Origin of the sequence: Kitasatospora sp. NPDC059812, assembly GCF_042732075.1 — a bacterium.
Lineage (GTDB): Bacteria > Actinomycetota > Actinomycetes > Streptomycetales > Streptomycetaceae > Kitasatospora.
Genome location: NZ_JBHWIO010000103.1, coordinates 1 through 18,477, shown reverse-complemented (window position 1 = coordinate 18,477; position 18,477 = coordinate 1). Strand labels below are relative to the sequence as shown.

General features: G+C 72.1%; 12 protein-coding genes. 8 read left to right on the top strand and 4 right to left on the bottom strand.

The window, feature by feature from the left end; translation table 11 throughout:
- Window positions 1–188: 188 nt before the first annotated feature.
- A complete protein-coding gene (locus tag ACFV6D_RS33905; RefSeq protein ID WP_380562620.1) occupies window positions 189–908 on the bottom strand; it encodes a ComF family protein in 720 nt (239 codons plus the stop codon).
- A 370-nt stretch (window positions 909–1,278) separates the two neighbouring features.
- On the opposite strand from ACFV6D_RS33905, the gene hpf reads away from it, so the two are divergent.
- A complete protein-coding gene (gene hpf / locus ACFV6D_RS33900; protein ID WP_063349155.1) occupies window positions 1,279–1,971 on the top strand; it encodes a ribosome hibernation-promoting factor, HPF/YfiA family in 693 nt (230 codons plus the stop codon).
- Window positions 1,972–2,176: 205 nt separating this feature from the next.
- Window positions 2,177–2,935, top strand: coding sequence for a response regulator transcription factor (locus ACFV6D_RS33895; RefSeq protein WP_079135841.1), 759 nt, complete (start codon window positions 2,177–2,179; stop codon window positions 2,933–2,935).
- A 20-nt stretch (window positions 2,936–2,955) separates the two neighbouring features.
- On the opposite strand, the gene ACFV6D_RS33890 is transcribed toward ACFV6D_RS33895, so the two are convergent.
- Together ACFV6D_RS33890 and ACFV6D_RS33885 are read right to left on the bottom strand one after the other, a co-directional pair.
- The gene (locus ACFV6D_RS33890) at window positions 2,956–4,179 is read right to left on the bottom strand and encodes a winged helix-turn-helix domain-containing protein (RefSeq protein ID WP_380562618.1); all 1,224 of its coding nucleotides are present in this window, start codon (window positions 4,177–4,179) and stop codon (window positions 2,956–2,958) included.
- A gap of 56 nt (window positions 4,180–4,235) precedes the next feature.
- Window positions 4,236–4,808 (bottom strand): GNAT family N-acetyltransferase, encoded by a 573-nt coding sequence (locus ACFV6D_RS33885; protein WP_063349157.1) that lies wholly within the window; start codon window positions 4,806–4,808, stop codon window positions 4,236–4,238.
- Between the two features lie 242 nt (window positions 4,809–5,050).
- On the opposite strand from ACFV6D_RS33885, the gene secA reads away from it, so the two are divergent.
- Window positions 5,051–7,813, top strand: coding sequence for a preprotein translocase subunit SecA (gene secA / locus ACFV6D_RS33880; protein ID WP_063349158.1), 2,763 nt, complete (start codon window positions 5,051–5,053; stop codon window positions 7,811–7,813).
- Window positions 7,814–7,953: 140 nt separating this feature from the next.
- Here the strand turns inward: secA and ACFV6D_RS33875 are convergent, their stop codons facing one another.
- Complete coding sequence (locus ACFV6D_RS33875) at window positions 7,954–8,394, bottom strand: Rv3235 family protein (RefSeq protein ID WP_380562616.1); 441 nt, start codon at window positions 8,392–8,394, stop codon at window positions 7,954–7,956.
- A 360-nt stretch (window positions 8,395–8,754) separates the two neighbouring features.
- On the opposite strand from ACFV6D_RS33875, the gene ACFV6D_RS33870 reads away from it, so the two are divergent.
- The 5 genes from ACFV6D_RS33870 (at window position 8,755) to ACFV6D_RS33850 (ending at window position 18,294) form a co-directional block, all read left to right on the top strand.
- Window positions 8,755–9,942: a patatin-like phospholipase family protein gene (locus ACFV6D_RS33870; RefSeq protein WP_380562614.1), complete on the top strand. Its 1,188-nt coding sequence runs from the start codon at window positions 8,755–8,757 to the stop codon at window positions 9,940–9,942.
- A 90-nt stretch (window positions 9,943–10,032) separates the two neighbouring features.
- Window positions 10,033–10,542 (top strand): DUF6912 family protein, encoded by a 510-nt coding sequence (locus ACFV6D_RS33865; RefSeq protein WP_350881082.1) that lies wholly within the window; start codon window positions 10,033–10,035, stop codon window positions 10,540–10,542.
- Window positions 10,543–10,627: 85 nt separating this feature from the next.
- On the top strand, window positions 10,628–11,287 hold the full coding sequence (locus tag ACFV6D_RS33860) for a haloacid dehalogenase-like hydrolase (protein WP_363587346.1): 660 nt from the start codon (window positions 10,628–10,630) through the stop codon (window positions 11,285–11,287).
- Between the two features lie 151 nt (window positions 11,288–11,438).
- Window positions 11,439–13,064, top strand: coding sequence for an L-glutamate gamma-semialdehyde dehydrogenase (gene pruA / locus ACFV6D_RS33855; protein ID WP_380562629.1), 1,626 nt, complete (start codon window positions 11,439–11,441; stop codon window positions 13,062–13,064).
- Window positions 13,065–13,347: 283 nt separating this feature from the next.
- Entirely contained in the window at window positions 13,348–18,294 is a 4,947-nt protein-coding gene (locus ACFV6D_RS33850; protein ID WP_380562612.1) for an NAD-glutamate dehydrogenase, read from the top strand.
- Window positions 18,295–18,477 lie beyond the last annotated feature (183 nt).

Below are 18,477 nucleotides of genomic sequence, written 5' to 3'. Positions count from 1 at the left end.
GCACCGGCGAAACGTCCAAGTACGGCCCAGTACGAGGACGCTTCGCCGGCACGCCCAGCCGGGCGCCCAACGCCGCGCGCTGATCCGACGTGAATGATGAAACACGCCCTAGGAACCCGCCGGCCACGCCCTGACGCCCAGTTCCCTGAGGCCCCGACCCCTGGTGCCCCGTCGGGCCGCTCGGCGCCTCAGCCGGGCCGGTGCGCGGTGGCGGCGACCGCGGCGCCCGCCCGGGCGGGCAGTCCGGCGTCCGCCAGTGCCCGGGCCGCCTCGGCGAGGCTGGCACCGGTGGTCACCAGGTCGTCCACCAGGACCGGCTGACAGCCCAGCAGGTCGCGCCGGGCACGCGGCAGCACGGTGAGCGCGCCGTGCAGGTTGCGGTGGCGCTCGGCCGCGCTCAGCCCGGCCTGGTCGGCGACCGGGCGGGCGTGCCGCAGCAGCGGCTCGGCCCGGGCGTCCAGGCCGGACCGGCGCAGTGAGCGGGCGGCGGCCCCGGCCAGCCGCAGCGTCGGGTCGTGGCCGCGGGCGCGGACGGCGGAACGGGCCGAGGGCATCGGGACCAGCAGCAGCGGCGCGGCCCCGGCACGCGGCCCCAGGGCGGAGCGGACGGCCCGGCCGAGCGCCTCGCCGAGCGGGCCCGCCAACCGCAGCGCGCCGCGCTCCTTGTGGGCGAGCAGCAACTGTCGGACGGGGTCGGCGTACGGGGCGGCGGCGTGCGCCCAGGGCAGCAGCGTGGGACCGGGCCGGGTGGCGGCCAGCGCGTGCCGGCAGGCCGGGCAGAGCTGGGTGCGCTCGGCGCCGCAGCCGGCGCAGCGGGCCGGGACCAGGACGTCCAGCAGTCCGGCCAGTGCGTGGCCGAACGGCCCTTGGGCGGACGGTGGACGGGTGGGGGCGGGAGGCGGTGGCACGGCTGCTCCTGGCGACGGCAGGCACGGAGAGTGAGCAAAGGATGCGCCGTACGGGGGGTGTTGTCCAGGTATTTACCCGTGCTTCACTCGCAGGAGGGTAGACAGGGTCCAACAGCTTGACCGCCCGCCCGCAGTATCGGGTCATACCCGACTCCGCGCCTGGGGAGGCGAAAACCCCGTGTGAGGTGTTCGATAAAGCTCCAAGGGGTTTCAACCGTCCCTGGTGGGGAGGAAGTGAGGTGAGGGCCAGTCGTTTCCCGCCGCTGGCGGCGGGGGCGGGGGGCCGGCAGTGGATGGGCTGGTCCAGCTGGGTCTCAGTCCGGTCCGGTAGCACCCGGATCGGCGTCAGCACGAGGGATCGGAGTTCTGCGTGGACATCGTCGTCAAGGGCCGCAAGACCGAGGTGCCCAAGAGGTTCCGCGAGCACGTGGCCGAGAAGCTGGAGAAGGTCCAGAAGTTCGACGGCAAGGTGATCAGCCTCGACGTCGAGGTGTCCAAGGAGCACAACCCGCGGCAGGCCGACCGGTCCGAGCGGGTGGAGATCACTCTCCGTACCCGTGGGCCGGTGATCCGGGCCGAAGCCGCCGCCGCCGACCCGTACGCGGCGCTCGACCTGGCCTCGGCGAAGCTCGACGCCCAGCTGCGCAAGTCCGCGGACCGGCGCCGAGTGCACAAGGGCGGCAACGGCCGCACCCCCATCAGCGTCGCCGAGGCGACCGCGGCGCTGGCCGCGCTGCCGGACACGGCGGCGCCGGAGGGCGAGACCAACGGGGCCGTCCGCAAGACCATGATGGGATCCCTGGAAGTGGAGGGCGAAGGCCCGCTGGTGGTCCGGGAGAAGACCCACCCGGCCGCCCCCATGGCGCTGGACCAGGCGCTGTACGAGATGGAACTGGTCGGCCACGACTTCTACCTCTTCGTGGAGAAGGACAGCGGCCTGCCGAGCGTCGTCTACCGCCGTCACGGCTACCACTACGGCGTCATCCACCTGCAGACCGACGGGTCGGCCGGCGCGGGTAGTGGCGCGGGCGGGGCGATCGGCGAAAGCGACGACGAGGACTGACCGTCCGAAGACAATCCTGGAGGGGTGACCCCGGCGGCCGAGTCCGCCGGGGTCACCGGCGTTTCGGGGCAGGGCGGCTGGAGCGGGAGTCGAGGGCCGGCCCGGGAGGTCACCCGATGCGGAACGGCGGCGTCGGAGGGTGACCGCAACGGCCGCGCGGCGTGGAATGATTGGCGCACGACGACCCGCGAAGGGGGAGGAGCGGATGGGGGATCACTTCGGGCTGGGGCCCGCTACGGGGCCGGTCACCGGACTGTCACCGGGACCGGAGGAGGAACCCGCGTACGCGCCGCACCGGGGTGAGCCGATCCGCGTGCTGGTGGTGGACGACCACGCGTTGTTCCGCAGGGGGCTGGAGATCGTGCTCGCGGAGGAGCCGGACATCAAGGTCGTCGGCGAGGCCGGCGACGGCGCCGAGGCCGTGCTGAAGGCTGCCGACCTGCTGCCGGACATCATCCTGATGGACGTCCGGATGCCGCGCCGCAGCGGGATCGAGGCCTGCACCGCGATCAAGGACGTGGCACCCAGCACCAAGATCATCATGTTGACGATAAGCGACGAGGAGGCCGACCTCTACGAGGCGATCAAGGCAGGCGCCACCGGCTACCTGCTGAAGGAGATCTCCACCGACGAGGTCGCCACCGCGATCCGCGCGGTCGCCGACGGGCAGTCCCAGATCAGCCCGTCGATGGCGTCCAAGCTGCTCACCGAGTTCAAGTCGATGATCCAGCGCCGCTCCGACGACCGGGACCTGGTGCCCGCACCCCGGCTCACCGACCGGGAGTTGGAGGTGCTCAAGCTGGTGGCGACCGGGATGAACAACCGGGAGATCGCCAAGGAGCTGTTCATCAGCGAGAACACCGTGAAGAACCACGTGCGCAACATCCTGGAGAAGCTCCAACTGCACTCCAGGATGGAGGCCGTGGTGTACGCGATGCGCGAGAAGATCCTTGAAATAGGGTGACCGTGGCTGCGCCCCAAGCCCTAGCTCGCGAGGAGTTTCTCGAGGGCCGGGCGCAGCCGCTCGTCCGGCAGGGCCTCGACCCGGACGTCGTCGCAGCCCACCCAGGCGGCCGCCTCGCGCAGGGCCGCCGCCAGCGCCTCGACGTGCCGGGCGCCGTGCCCCCGGTCGCTGGCCAGTGAGACCTGACGGGCCACCAGGGTGCGCCCCTCCCGGCCCGGGTCGACCCGGGCCACCAGCCGGCCGCCGGCCAGCAGCGGCATCGCGAAGTAACCGTGCACCCGCTTGTGCTTGGGCGTGTAGGCCTCCAGCCGGTGCGTCATGCCGAAGATCCGCTCGGTGCGTGCGCGGTCCCAGATCAGCGAGTCGAACGGCGAGAGCAGCGTGGTGCGGTGGCGCCCGCGCGGGGCGGTGGCCAGTGCGGCCGGATCGGCCCAGGCCGCCGCCGCGGCGCCGTCCGGGCCCCAGCCGGCCACCTCGACCGGGACGAGCCCGCAGTCCGCGAGGACCGGGTCCAGCTCCTCGGCGCGCAGCCGGTGGTAGTCCAGCAGGTCGGCCCGGGTGGCCACGCCGAGCGCGGCCCCGGCCTGGGCGACCAGGGTGCGCACGCACTCCCGGTCGGTGCGGTCCTGCCCGAACAGGGCCTCGGGGATGGCCTGTTCGGCCAGTGCGTAGACGCGCTTCCAGCTCCGGCGCTCGGTGCAGACCACGTCGCCGAAGGCCAGCGCCCGCTCCACCGCGATCTTGGTGTCCGACCAGTCCCACCACTCGGCGGTCTTCTTGGCGCCGCCCAGCTCAGTGGAGGTCAACGGCCCCTCGGCGCGCAGCTTGTCGAGCACGTGCCGGTACGTCTCGGGCGTCACCTGGTGGCCCCAGAGGTGGCCGCGCTCGCGGTAGCGGCGGCGCCGGAACGCGAACAGCGGCCACTCCTCGACCGGCAGGATGCAGGCCGCGTGCGACCAGTACTCGAAGCTCGTGCCCGCGCCCCAGTACGCCGCCTCGACGGCCGGGCGGCCGACCGCGCCGAGCCGGGCGTACGGCACCAGTTCGTGCGAGCGGGCCAGCACCGAGATGGTGTCCAGCTGGACGGCGCCCAGGTGTCGCAGCACCCCGCGCACCCCGGCCCGGCGGTCCGGCGTGCCGAGCAGGCCCTGGGCGCGAAGGGCGATCCGGCGGGCTTCGTCGGCGCTCAGGACGGTGACGGGCGGCGGGCCGGCGGGGGAACCGGTGGCAGGCAGGGCGGTCATGTCGGCGAGGGTAGTCCGGGGCACCGACAGCCGGTCGGGGTGCGTCGGCGCGGACGTCAGGGACGGAGGTCCGGGAGGTCCGGGAGGTCCGAGGCGAGCAGTGAGGCGACCCAGGCGTCGTGGAAGGCGCCGCGCTGCTCGGCGTACGAGCGCAGGGTGCCCTCGAAGCGGTAGCCGACCTTCTCGGCCACCGCACGGGAGCCCTCGTTGCCCACGTAGGCCTGCCACTCCAGGCGGCGCAGGCCGAGCTCGACCAGGCCGTGGCGGGCGACCGCGCGGGCGGCCTCGACCGTGTAGCCGCGGCCGCGGAACTCCTTCGTCGCCCACCAGCCGACCTCGGCGGAGCCCGGGTCGCCGTGGCGCAGCACGAGGCCCTGGGTGCCGACCAGGACGTCGGAGCCGCGCTCGAACACGCACCAGATCCGGTTCTCGCCGGTGCGCCAGCCGTGCGCGGCGAGGTCGCGGACGAAGTACTCGGCGTCCTCGCGCCGGTACGGGCTCGGGACGACCGTCCAGCGCTGGATCTCGGCGTCCTGGCAGGCGGCGAAGACGGCGTCGATGTCCGACTCCTGCGGGGCCCGCAGGACGAGGCGGTCGGTGGTGAGGGTGACGGTGCGGGGCTCTTCCATGGGCGGATTATTCCGTGGAAAGAGGAATTCGGGCATCCGAATATCGAGCCAACCCCTCGATCCGCTGACCGGTTTGTCCTGGTGGACGGTGCTATCGGATCAAGTGCTCGCGCGGGTGACACGGGAATACCGTGCTGACGCACCTCCCGGGGCATTGGACTCCTCGCATACGATGGCCCGTGCGGTGGGGTGAACCCGCCGTGCAGTCGTCCAGTGCCAATACAGGCAAGGAGCCCGCCCAAGTGTCCGTCTTCGACAAGATCCTGCGCGCCGGCGAAGGCAAGATCCTTCGCAAGCTGCAGCGGATTGCTGCCCAGGTCAACTCCATCGAAGAGGACTTCGTCAACCTCACCGACGCCGAGCTGCGCGCGCTGACCGACGAGTACAAGCAGCGGCTCGCGGACGGCGAGACCCTGGACGACATCCTCCCCGAGGCGTTCGCCACGGTGCGCGAGGCCGCCAAGCGGGTGCTCGGTCAGCGGCACTACGACGTTCAGCTCATGGGTGGTGCGGCCCTGCACCACGGGTACGTGGCCGAGATGCGCACCGGTGAGGGCAAGACCCTCGTCGGCACCCTGCCCGCGTACCTGAACGCGCTCACCGGCAAGGGCGTCCACCTGATCACCGTCAACGACTACCTCGCCGAGCGCGACTCGGAGTGGATGGGCCGGGTGCACCGCTTCCTCGGCCTCGAAGTCGGTGTGATCCTCGGCAACATGACGCCCGCCGAGCGCAAGCACCAGTACTCGATGGACATCACGTACGGCACGAACAACGAGTTCGGCTTCGACTACCTGCGCGACAACATGGCCTGGTCGAAGGACGAACTCGTCCAGCGCGGCCACAACTTCGCGGTCGTCGACGAGGTCGACTCGATCCTCATCGACGAGGCCCGCACCCCGCTGATCATCTCCGGCCCGGCCGACCAGGCGACCAAGTGGTACGCCGACTTCGCCAAGCTGGTGCTGCGCCTGAAGATCGACCGCGACTACGAGGTCGACGAGAAGAAGCGCACCGTCGGCATCCTGGAGGAGGGCGTCACCCGGGTCGAGGACTACCTCGGCATCGACAACCTCTACGAGTCGGTGAACACCCCGCTGGTCGGCTTCCTGAACAACGCGATCAAGGCGAAGGAGCTGTACCGGGCGGACAAGGACTACGTCGTCATGAACGGCGAGGTCATGATCGTCGACGAGCACACCGGCCGCATCCTGGCCGGCCGCCGCTACAACGAGGGCATGCACCAGGCGATCGAGGCGAAGGAGGGGGTGGAGGTCCAGAACGAGAACCAGACGCTGGCCACCATCACCCTGCAGAACTTCTTCCGCCTGTACGACAAGCTCGCCGGCATGACCGGTACCGGCACCACCGAGGCCGCCGAGTTCCACCAGATCTACAAGCTCGGCGTGGTGCCGATCCCGACGAACAAGAACCCGCTGCGCATCGACCAGCCCGACCTGATCTACAAGTCGGAGCCGGCCAAGTTCGCCGCCGTGGTCGAGGACATCGCCGAGAAGCACGAGAAGGGCCAGCCGGTGCTGGTCGGCACCGTGTCGGTGGAGAAGTCCGAGTACCTGTCGCAGGAGCTGCGCAAGCGCGGCATCCCGCACGAGGTGCTGAACGCCAAGCACCACGAGCGCGAGGCGCAGATCGTCGCGCAGGCGGGCCGCAAGGGCGCCGTGACCGTCGCCACCAACATGGCCGGCCGCGGTACCGACATCATGCTCGGCGGCAACTCCGACCACCTCGCGGCGGCCGAGCTGGCGCAGCGCGGGCTCACCCCGACCGAGACCCCGGAGGAGTACGAGGCCGCGTTCCCCGCCGCCCTGGAGAAGGCCAAGGCCTCGGTCAAGGCGGAGCAGGACGAGGTCAAGGAGGCCGGCGGCCTCTACGTGCTGGGCACCGAGCGGCACGAGTCCCGCCGGATCGACAACCAGCTGCGCGGCCGCTCCGGCCGTCAGGGCGACCCGGGCGAGTCCCGCTTCTACCTGTCGCTGGGCGACGACCTGATGCGCCTGTTCAAGGCCGGCATGGTCGAGCGCGTGCTGTCGATGGCCAACGTGCCCGAGGACGTGCCGATCGAGTCCAAGATGGTCACCCGGGCGATCGCCTCCGCGCAGACCCAGGTCGAGCAGCAGAACTTCGAGATCCGCAAGAACGTCCTCAAGTACGACGAGGTGCTGAACCGCCAGCGCGAGGTCATCTACGGCGAGCGCCGCCGCGTGCTGGAGGGCGAGGACCTGCAGGAGCAGGTCGGCCACTTCATGGACGACACCGTCGAGGCCTACGTCAAGGCGGCCACCGGCGAGGGCTTCGAGGACGACTGGGACCTGGAGAAGCTCTGGACCGCGCTCAAGCAGCTCTACCCGGTCACCCTGGACCTGGAGGAGCTGGAGGAGGAGGCCGGCGGCCCCGCCGCGATGACCTCCGAGTTCCTGGTCAAGGTCGTCCAGGAGGACATCCAGGCGCAGTACGGCGCCCGCGAGGACCAGCTCGGCGCCGAGATCATGCGTGAGCTGGAGCGCCGGGTCGTGCTGTCGGTGCTGGACCGCCGCTGGCGCGAGCACCTCTACGAGATGGACTACCTCCAGGAGGGCATCGGCCTGCGGGCCATGGCGCAGCGCGACCCGCTGATCGAGTACCAGCGCGAGGGCTTCGACATGTTCACCGCGATGATGGAGGGCATCAAGGAGGAGTCCGTCGGCTACCTGTTCAACCTGGAGGTCCAGGTCGAGCAGCAGGTCGAGGAGGTCCCGATCGCGGACGCCGAGGTGCTGCTCGACAAGCTGGAGAAGGACGCCGCCCGCCCGGAGATCAAGGCCAAGGGCCTGGAGGCCCCGAAGCCGCAGCGGCTGCACTACACGGCCCCCTCGGACGAGGTCGGCGGCGGTGTCATCGAGGGCGACTTCGAGGACCTCGGGCCGGAGGACGAGGGCGACGGGCTGACCCGCGCCGAGCGCCGCAAGGCCGCGAAGTCGGCCAAGGGCCGCCGCCGCAAGGGCTGAGCAGGCCGCAGGACGCCGCACAGGGCGCCGCTCCCGGACGGGGGCGGCGCCCTGTGCCGTCCCGGGCCGCCGCGCGGTCGTGGGGGCCGCTGTGGCCGCCCTGGCCGCTGAGACTGCCGTGGTCGCTGCGACTGCCGTGGTCATCGGGCCTCCACGGCGGTGCACTGCCACTGCCCGGCCTGGCCGCGTTGCTCCAGCCGGAAGGCCACCATGTGGTGCCGCCGGCCGAGGTCGACCCGGACGCAGGCCTCGACCGCGTCGGGCGAGGGCGAGCGGTCGTGCACCGGGCCCAGCCGGGGCCGGTCGGCGGCGCCGCCGCGGCGCAGCGCGCCGGCCCGGACCAGGGAGGCGAGCTGCCCGTAGCCGTCCAGGCTGGTGTGCCGCATCAGCTGGCCGGAGGGCCGGGCGCCGGTGAGCACCTCGACCAGCTGGTGGGCGAAGCGGGAGGCCAGTGCCCGGGGATCGTGGCCGCCCTGGCCGGTGCAGGCGGCGCGGGGGTGGCGCGGGCGGCGCCCGGCCGGGTCGTGGGCGGCGGTCGTGCGCGGCCGGCGGTGCGGGCGGGCGGTGAGCGGTGCGGTCACGGCGGGCTCCTGGGCAAGGTGGTACGGGTGCGGACGGGTCCTTGCTAGCGGTGCGCCGCGTCGGGCGGCAAGGGCTTTTGCCGCTGCTCCTGGAGTGACCGACAAGTTCACCTATCCGAGTGAATCGATCAGTGCGGTGCCGGGCCCGGCGCGCGGTCGTGCGGTGCCCGATTGACGTGCGTGGGCGGGCCGTACGGTCCGAAAGAGGACGGTTCGATGCGCCGGACCGGGTGGCCCGAACCGCCGCCCCCGTTGCGGTGCCCGGCCGTCGGCGCGCACCATCGGAGCCTGATCGGGAACCGCGCGGAGCGGGACGGGGCCGGGCGGCCACGACCGCACCCACGACGACGGGCGGTCGCGATGACGACACGGGTAGCGGCGGTTCCGGCTCCGGCAGCCGCGGGCACCGCCCCGCCGACCGGGGACGCACCCCGGCGCGGCCTGGTGCTGGGCGGCGGCGGGATGCTCGGCGCGGCCTGGACGGTCGGCGCGCTCTGCGCCGTCGAGGAGGCCACCGGCTGGCGGCCGGGCCGCGCGGACGTGCTGCTCGGCACCTCGGCGGGCTCGATCCTCGGCGCGATGCTGGCCGGCGGGGTCCGCACCGAGCAACTGCGCGACCACCAGCGCGGCCTGCCGATCACCGACGGCCCACTGGCCGGGGTGGACTTCGACTACGACACGGCCGCCGGTGGCGCGCTGCCGCCCCGCCCCGGGGCCGGCATCGGCTCGCCCGGCCTGCTGCGGGACGCCGTCCGGCACCCGCGCGAGTACCCGCTGCTGACCATGGTGTCGGCGATGGCGCCGCCCGGCCGCGGTTCGCTGGCCCCGGTCGGCGAGCTGGTGCGCGGCCTGCTCGGCCCGGGCGGCTGGCCGCCGCCGGGCGCCGACGGCGAGGCCGACGCCGGGGCCGGAGCGGCGGCGCTGCGGGTGGCGGCCGTGGACTACCGCAGCGGCCGCCGGGTGGTCTTCGGGGACCCGGACGCCCCGGTGGTCGCGGTCGCCGACGCGGTGATGGCCTCCTGCTCGATCCCCGGCTGGTTCGCGCCGGTGCGGCTGAACGGCTCGGCGTACGTGGACGGCGGCTGCTGGTCCGCCACCAACGCCGACCTGCTGCTCGGCCGCGGCCTGGACGAGGTGTACGTGCTCGCCCCGATGGCCCTGCGGCTGCGCCCCCGCGCCGACCGCGCCGACCGCGCCGACAGTGCCGACAGTGCCGACGCCGACGCCGGCGGGGTCGCCGGCACCAGCGGGGTCGCCGGCACCAGCGGGCTCGCGGGCTCCCTCGCCGCGCTGCGCGAGTGGCGCGCCCGGGACCGCCCGCGCGGCGTGCTGGCCCAGCTGGTCAGCCGCTACCGCCGCGCCGTCACCCGGCAGCTGCTGCGCGAGGCCGTGCTGCTGCGGGCCGAGGGCGTACGGGTGCGGCTGCTCGCGCCGACGCCGGCCGACCTGGCCGTGATGGGCCCGAACATGATGGACCCGGCCCGCCGCGACGCGGTGCTGGAGAGCGCCCTGCACACGTGCGGCGAGGCCCTGCGGGCCGCCCGCTGAGTCGGGCCGAGGTGATCACGCCCGGCCCGGCGGCGCTTATTCTTGGGGCGCTGGAAGCTGTGCCGCTGGACGAACCGGAGAGTGCCACCGATGCGCGTGTACGTGCCCACCACCCTGAACGGCCTGGCGGCGGCGCACCCGGGTGGTGCCCTGGACCAGTCCGCGGCCTACGCCGTGACGCCCGCGCTGCGCGAGTGGTACGTCAGTGACGACCTGGAGGAGCTGGAGTACGCGGCGCTGAACCGGGCCGCGCAGTCCTCCCTGCGGCTGCTGGCCGCCGACCCGGACGCCCCGCGCCGCCGGGTCGTGGTGGCCCTGGACGTGGCCGACTCGGCCGTCCGGCCGTTCCCCGGCGACGAGTACCAGGACCAGGCCTCGCTCGGCCGGGTGGTGCTGGCCGGCCCGCTGCCGCTGGCGAAGGCGGCGGCGGTGCACGCGGACGTCGCCGACGGCGAGGTGGTCGAGGACGTCGCGGCCGCGGTGGCGGCGGTGGCCGCGGCCGACGCGGGCGACCAGGACGCCCAGTTCACCGTGGACGGGGCCGAGGACCACGACCTGCTCTGGTTCGCCACCCAGGAGATCTCCGCGCTGCTGGCCTGAACGGCCGGGCGCACCCGAGCGGAGCAGAGGGGTGCGTGAGCCCCGTCCTACCGGCGTGTCGGTGGTCGGGGCTACCGTTTCGCGCGTGGCTACACACATCGTTTGGGACTGGAACGGCACGCTCTTCCACGACATGGAGGCGGTGCTCGGCGCGAGCAACGCCGCGTTCGCGACCATCGGCGTCGGGCCGATGACCATGCGGGAGTACCGCGAGCAGTACGAGATCCCGATCCCCCGGTTCTACGAGCGGCTGCTCGGCCGGATGCCGTCCCAGGAGGAGTGGCTCCGGCTGGACGAGGCCTTCCACGACCGCTACCGGGAGCTGAGCCCGGCCTGCGGGCTGACGGACGGCGTGCACGAGCTGATGGACGGCTGGCGGGAGGCCGGGCACAGCCAGTCGCTGCTGTCGATGTACGAGCACGAGAAGCTGCTGCCGCTGGTCGACGCCTTCGGCCTGACCGGCCGGTTCCTGCGGGTGGACGGCCGCAGCGGCCCGTCCGGCGGCCAGAAGGCGGAGCAGTTGGCCCGGCACCTGGCCGCGCTCGGCGAGCGGGTGGATCCGGCCCGTACGGTGCTGATCGGCGACGCGGCGGACGACGCCCGGGCGGCCCTGGGCGCGGGTGCGCACGCGGTGCTCTACACCGGCGGCTCGCACACCCGGGAGAAGCTGGAGCCGCTCGGGGTGCCGGTGGTGGACAGCCTGGCGGAGGCGGTCGAGCTGGCCGGGCGGCTGGGGCGGGGCTGACCGGCCGGGGCGGGCGTGGCGGGCGCCACGTCCGCCGTCCGCGTGTCTGAGCGGGCGGATCGCGCGGCCGCTGGTCAGGCTGGACCAGGGCCTGTCCGGTGGGATCGGGCCCTCCCACCGGAGCAGTCAGCAGGACGGAGCCGCCATGCCGATCGACGCAGTCACCGAGGTGCCCCTCCCGGTCAACGAGCCGGTGCTGGGGTACGCGCCCGGCAGCCCGGAGCGGGGCCGGCTGGTCCGGCGGCTGGACGAGCTGGCGGCCGAGCAGATCCCGTTGCCGATGACCATCGGCGGCGAGCAGCGGTTCGGCGGCGGTGAGCGGATCGACGTGGTCCAGCCGCACCACCACGCCGCCAAGCTGGGGGTGCTCGGCAACGCCACCCGGGAGGACGCCCGCGCGGCGGTGGACTCGGCGCTCGCGGCGGGCCGGCAGTGGCGGTCGCTGTCCTTCGACGACCGGGCGGCGGTCTTCCTGCGGGCCGCCGACCTGCTGGCCGGGCCCTGGCGGGAGACCCTCAACGCGGCCACCATGCTCGGCCAGTCCAAGACCGCGCAGCAGGCCGAGATCGACTCCGCCTGCGAGCTGATCGACTTCTGGCGGTTCAACGTCCAGTTCGCCCGGCGGATCCTGGCCGAGCAGCCGATCTCCGCGCCGGGCGTCTGGAACCGGGTGGACCACCGCCCGCTGGAGGGTTTCGTCTACGCGATCACCCCGTTCAACTTCACCGCGATCGCCGGCAACCTGCCGACCGCGCCCGCGCTGATGGGCAACACCGTGGTCTGGAAGCCCGCGCCGACCCAGACCCTGGCCGCGTACTACCTGATGCGGCTGCTGGAGGCGGCCGGTCTGCCGCCCGGGGTGATCAACCTGGTCACCGGCGACGGCGTCCAGCTGTCCGCGGTGGCCCTCGCCGATCCGGCGCTCGCCGGGCTGCACTTCACCGGCTCCACCGCCACCTTCCAGTCGCTCTGGCAGACCATCGGCGCCAACATCGGCGGCTACCGGGCGTACCCGCGGATCGTCGGCGAGACCGGCGGCAAGGATTTCCTGCTGGCGCACCGCTCGGCCGACCCGGCGATCCTGAAGGCGGCGCTGGTCCGCGGCGCGTTCGAGTACCAGGGCCAGAAGTGCTCGGCGCTCTCCCGGGCCTACCTGCCGCGCAGCCTCTGGCAGAAGATCAAGGACGAGCTGCTGGCCGAGGTGGACGCGCTCACGGTGGGCGACGTCACCGACCTCTCCAACTTCATGGGCGCCCTCATCGACCGGCGCGCCTTCGAGAGGAACCGGGACGCCATCGAGCGGGCCAAGGCCGATTCGACGATCGAGCTGGCGGCGGGCGGCCAGTACGACGACGCGATCGGCTGGTTCGTCCGGCCGACCGTGCTGGTCTCCTCCGACTACCGCAACGAGATCTTCCGGACGGAGTACTTCGGCCCGATCCTGGCCGTCCACGTCTACGAGGACGCCCGCTGGGAGGACGTGCTGCGCCGGGTCGACTCCGGCGCCCCGTACGGCCTGACCGGCTCGGTGATCGCGCAGGATCGTTACGCCATCGCCCAGGCGGTGGAGGCGCTGCGGTTCACCGCCGGGAACTTCTACATCAACGACAAGCCGACCGGCGCGGTCGTCGGCCAGCAGCCCTTCGGCGGCGGCCGGGCCTCCGGGACCAACGACAAGGCGGGCGCCGCCCAGAACCTCCTGCGCTGGACCTCGGCCCGCGCGATCAAGGAGACCTTCGTTCCCCCCACGGACCTGCGGTACCCGCACATGGGCTGAGAGTGAACGGGAAGCTCCGGTTTGGACATGGTGTCCAGGACGGACCGATCATCCTGCGAGTTTGCGCCTCCCTGTCCCTGTCCACCTTCGATTGATCCGGTTAGGCTGGCTGGCGTCGTCGGGTGGCTCCGCAGGACGAATCGTCCTACCCATTGCGAAGGAATTTCATGCGCGCCATGAAGCCTTTTCAGTCGGAAGGTGCGGCAGGATTGCGAGTGACCCGTCGGTGTACACCCACACACCACCGAGTCACGCAACGGCGCGCGACAGGAGCCAAGAAGTCATGCAGACCAAGCTGGACGCAGCCAAGGCCGACCTGCTCAAGAAAGCAGCCGCAGCCGCTGAGAACAGCCAGGTGGGGGGAGCGGCGCCGGGGGAAGGTCTGAGCAACGGCGCTCTGACCGCGTACCTGCACCACTACTACCTCCACACCGCGCCCGAGGACCTGGTCGACCGCGACCCGGTCGACGTCTACGGCGCGGCGGCCTCCCACTACCGGCTGGGCCTCAAGCGCCCGCAGGGCACCGCCGAGGTGCGGGTGCACACCCCCTCGGTCGAGGAGAACGCCTGGTCCTGCGGCCACACCGTGGTCGAGGTCGTCACCGACGACATGCCCTTCCTGGTCGACTCCGTCACCAACGAGCTGTCCCGCCAGGACCGCGCCATCCACGTCGTGATCCACCCCCAGCTGGTCGTCCGCCGTGACATCACCGGCAAGCTGCTGGAGATCCTGGACGTCGACGCCTGCTCCCGCAGCCAGGCCGCCGGCGCCGAGTGGCCCGCCGACGCGAGCGTCGAGTCGTGGATGCACATCGAGATCGACCGCGAGACCGACCGCGACGACCTGCGCGCGATCGAGGCCGACCTGCGCCGGGTGCTCGGCGACGTCCGCGAGGTCGTCGAGGACTGGAGCAAGATGCGCGAGAGCGCGCTGCGCCTGGCCGACGAGCTCGCCGAGGAGCCCCCGACCGGCCTGCCCGAGCAGGAGGTCGGCGAGGCCTGGGAGCTGATGCGCTGGCTCGCCGACGACCACTTCACCTTCCTCGGCTACCGCGAGTACGACCTGGTCGGGCACGAGGGCGAGGAGGTCCTGAAGGCCGTCGCCGGGACCGGCCTCGGCATCCTGCGCTCCGACCCGCGCGGCCACGACGACCACCACCACCCGGCCAGCGAGGCCTTCGGCCGCCTCTCCGCGCCGGTCCGCGCCAAGGCCCACGAGAAGAAGCTGCTCGTCCTCACCAAGGCCAACAGCCGCTCCACCGTGCACCGCCCGTCCTACCTGGACTACGTCGGCGTGAAGAAGTTCAACGCCGCCGGCGAGCCGATCGGCGAGCGCCGCTTCCTCGGCCTGTTCTCCTCCGCCGCCTACACCGAGTCGGTCACCCGCATCCCGGTCGTGCGCCGCAAGGTGCAGGAGGTGCTCGAAGGCTCCGGCTTCTCCAGCGAGAGCCACGACGGCCGCGACCTGCTGCAGATCATGGAGACCTTCCCGCGGGACGAGATGTTCCAGACCGCGGCCTCCGAGCTGATCTCCATCGCCACCAGCGTGCTGTACCTCCAGGAGCGCCGTAAGCTGCGGCTCTTCCTGCGCCAGGACGAGTACGGGCGCTACTTCTCCGCGTTCATCTACCTGCCGCGCGACCGCTACACCACCCGGATCCGGCTGCTGCTCACCGACATCCTCAAGGAAGAGCTGAACGGCGCCACCATCGACTACACGGTGTACGCCACCGAGTCGGTGCTGACCCGTCTGCACTTCGTGGTCCGCGTCGCCCCCGGCACCGAACTGCCGCAGCTCACCGACTCCGACATCGAGCGGATCGAGAACCGCCTCGCCGAGGCCGCCCGGTTCTGGATGGACGGCTTCCACGACCAGCTGCACACCGAACTGGGCGAGGAGAAGGCCGCCGAGCTCGGCCACAAGTACGCCAACGCCTTCCCCGACGGCTACCGCGCCGACTTCCCGCCGCGCACCGCCGTCGCCGACATCAAGCAGATCGAGTCGCTGCACGGCGAGGGCGACTTCCGCCTCAACCTGTACCAGCCGGTCGGCGCCGGCGCCGACGAGCGCCGCTTCAAGGTCTACCGGGTCGGCGGCCCGATCTCGCTGACCGAGGTCCTGCCGGTGCTCCAGCGCCTGGGCGTCGAGGTGCTGGACGAGCACCCGTACGCGCTGCGCCGCTCCGACGGCACCACCGCGTGGGTGTACGACTTCGGCCTGAAGCTGCGCGAGGCCACCGAGCTCACCGACGAGGCCCGCGAGCGCTTCCAGGAGACCTTCGCCGCCACCTGGACCGGCAAGGCCGAGAACGACGGCTTCAACGAGCTGGTCCTCACCGCCGGGCTGACCTGGCGCCAGGCGACGGTGCTGCGCGCGTACGCCAAGTACCTGCGCCAGGCGGGCTCCACGTTCTCCCAGGACTACATGGAGGACGCGCTCCGCAACAACACCCACACCACCCGGCTGCTGGTCAACCTGTTCGAGGCCCGGCTGAGCCCCAGCCACCAGCAGGGCGCCGCCGAGCTGACCGAGGGCATCCTGGAGGAGCTGTCCGGCGCGCTCGACGAGGTCGTCTCGCTGGACGAGGACCGCATCCTGCGCTCCTTCCTGCACCTCATCACGGCCACCCTGCGGACCAACTTCTTCCAGCACGACGGCTCCGGTGACTGGCACTCCTACGTGTCGATGAAGTTCGACCCGAAGGCCATCCCGGACCTGCCGGCCCCGCGCCCCGCGTTCGAGATCTGGGTGTACTCGCCGCAGGTCGAGGGCGTGCACCTGCGCTTCGGCAAGGTCGCCCGCGGCGGTCTGCGCTGGTCCGACCGGCGCGAGGACTTCCGCACCGAGATCCTCGGCCTGGTCAAGGCGCAGATGGTCAAGAACACCGTCATCGTGCCGGTCGGCGCCAAGGGCGGCTTCGTCGCCAAGCAGCTGCCGGACCCGTCGGTCGACCGGGACGCCTGGCTGGCCGAGGGCATCTCCTCGTACAAGACGTTCATCTCCGCGCTGCTCGACATCACCGACAACCTGGTCGCCGGCGAGGTCGTCCACCCGGCCGACGTCGTCCGCCACGACGAGGACGACACCTACCTCGTCGTCGCCGCCGACAAGGGCACCGCGACCTTCTCCGACATCGCCAACGGCGTCGCCGAGTCCTACGGCTTCTGGCTGGGCGACGCGTTCGCCTCCGGCGGCTCGGCCGGCTACGACCACAAGGGCATGGGCATCACGGCCCGCGGCGCCTGGGAGTCGGTCAAGCGCAACTTCCGCGAACTCGGCGTCGACACCCAGACCGAGGACTTCAAGGTCATCGGCATCGGCGACATGTCCGGCGACGTCTTCGGCAACGGCATGCTGCTCAGCGAGCACATCCGCCTGGTCGCCGCCTTCGACCACCGCCACATCTTCCTCGACCCGAACCCGGACGCCGCCGCCTCCTACGCCGAGCGGCGCCGGCTCTTCGAACTGCCCCGCAGCTCCTGGGACGACTACGACAAGTCGCTGATCTCGTCCGGCGGCGGCGTCTTCCCGCGCACCGCCAAGTCGATCCAGCTCAGCACGCAGGTCCGGGCCGCCCTCGGCGTCCAGGACACCCGGCTCACCCCGGCCGAGCTGATGAAGGCGATCCTCCAGGCACCGGTCGACCTGTTCTGGAACGGCGGCATCGGCACCTACGTCAAGGCCTCCACCGAGACCAACGCCGAGGTCGGCGACAAGGCCAACGACGCCATCCGCGTCAACGGCGACCAGGTCCGGGCCCGCGTCATCGGCGAGGGCGGCAACCTCGGCTGCACCCAGCTCGGCCGCATCGAGTACGCCGCGGTCGGCGGCCCCGAGAGCACCGGCGGCTGGATCAACACCGACGCCATCGACAACTCGGCCGGCGTGGACACCTCGGACCACGAGGTCAACATCAAGATCCTGCTCAACCAGGTCGTCACCGACGGCGACATGACGGTCAAGCAGCGCAACGTCCTGCTCGCCGAGATGACCGACGAGGTCGGCCACCTGGTGCTGCGCAACAACTACGCGCAGAACGTGGTGCTGGCCAACGCCGTCGCCCAGGCGCACAGCATGGTCAACGTCCACTCCCGGATGATCAACCGGCTGGAGTCGGCCGGCCAGCTCGACCGGGGCCTGGAGTTCCTGCCCACCGAGCGCCAGATCCGCGAGCGCCAGCAGAACGGCCGCGGTCTCTCGCAGCCCGAGATGTCCGTCCTGCTCGCGTACACCAAGATCACGCTGGCCGACGAGCTGCTCGCCACCGCGCTGCCCGACGACCCGTACTTCCACACCGCGCTGCACGACTACTTCCCGAGCGCGCTGCGGGCCCGGTTCGCCGACGCGATCGACAGCCACGCGCTGCGCCGCGAGATCATCACCACCCTGATCGTCAACGACACGATCAACCGCGGCGGCTGCACCTTCGCCTTCCGGCTGAAGGAGGAGACCGGCGCGACCTACGAGGAGATCGCCCGGACCCACACCGCCGCCCGGGCCGTGTTCGGCCTGGAGGACATCTGGGCCGAGATCGAGGGCCTGGACAACGAGGTCACGGCCCGGGTCCAGACCAAGATGCGGCTGCACTCGCGGCGCCTGGTCGAGCGCGCCACCCGGTGGATGCTCAACAACCGCCGCCAGCCGCTCGACATCGCCGGCACCATCGAGTTCTTCCACGACCGGGTCGACCAGGTCTGGGGCTCGCTGCCCAAGCCGCTGCGCGGCGACGACCTGGTCTGGTTCGAGGCCGTCTACAACGAGCTCGCCTCGGCCGGGGTGCCGGAGGAACTGGCCACCCGGATCGCCGGCCTCTCCTCGACCTTCCCGACGCTGGACATCAGCGAGGTCGCGGACCGCTCCGACAAGGACGTCGCCGAGGTCGCCGAGCTCTACTACGACCTCGCCGACCGCCTCCAGATCACCCACCTGCTCGACCGCATCATCGAGCTGCCCCGCACCGACCGCTGGTCGTCGATGGCCCGGGCCGCGATCCGCGAGGACCTCTTCGCGGCGCACGCGGCGCTGACCGCCGACATCCTCGCCTGCGGCCCCGAGGGCGCCACCCCGGAGGAGCGCTACACGGCCTGGGCGGACCTCAACGCCACCCTGCTGAACCGCGCCAAGAGCACCCTCGACGACATAAGGGGTTCGGACAACTACGAGCTGTCCAGCCTCTCGGTCGCGATGCGTGTCATCCGCACCCTCCTGCGCACGGGCTCCATGCGCTGACGGCCGGCTGCACAGCAAGGCCCTGTCCGGCCGATCTTGCCGGGCCCGCGACGCCGGGCATCCCGCCTGGACGCACGCCCGAATCGCCCAAGTACGTCCAGTACGAGGATGATTCGGGCGCACGCCCAGCCGGGCGCCCAACGCCGCGGGCTGATCCGCCAAGATCGACCGGACAGGACCTAG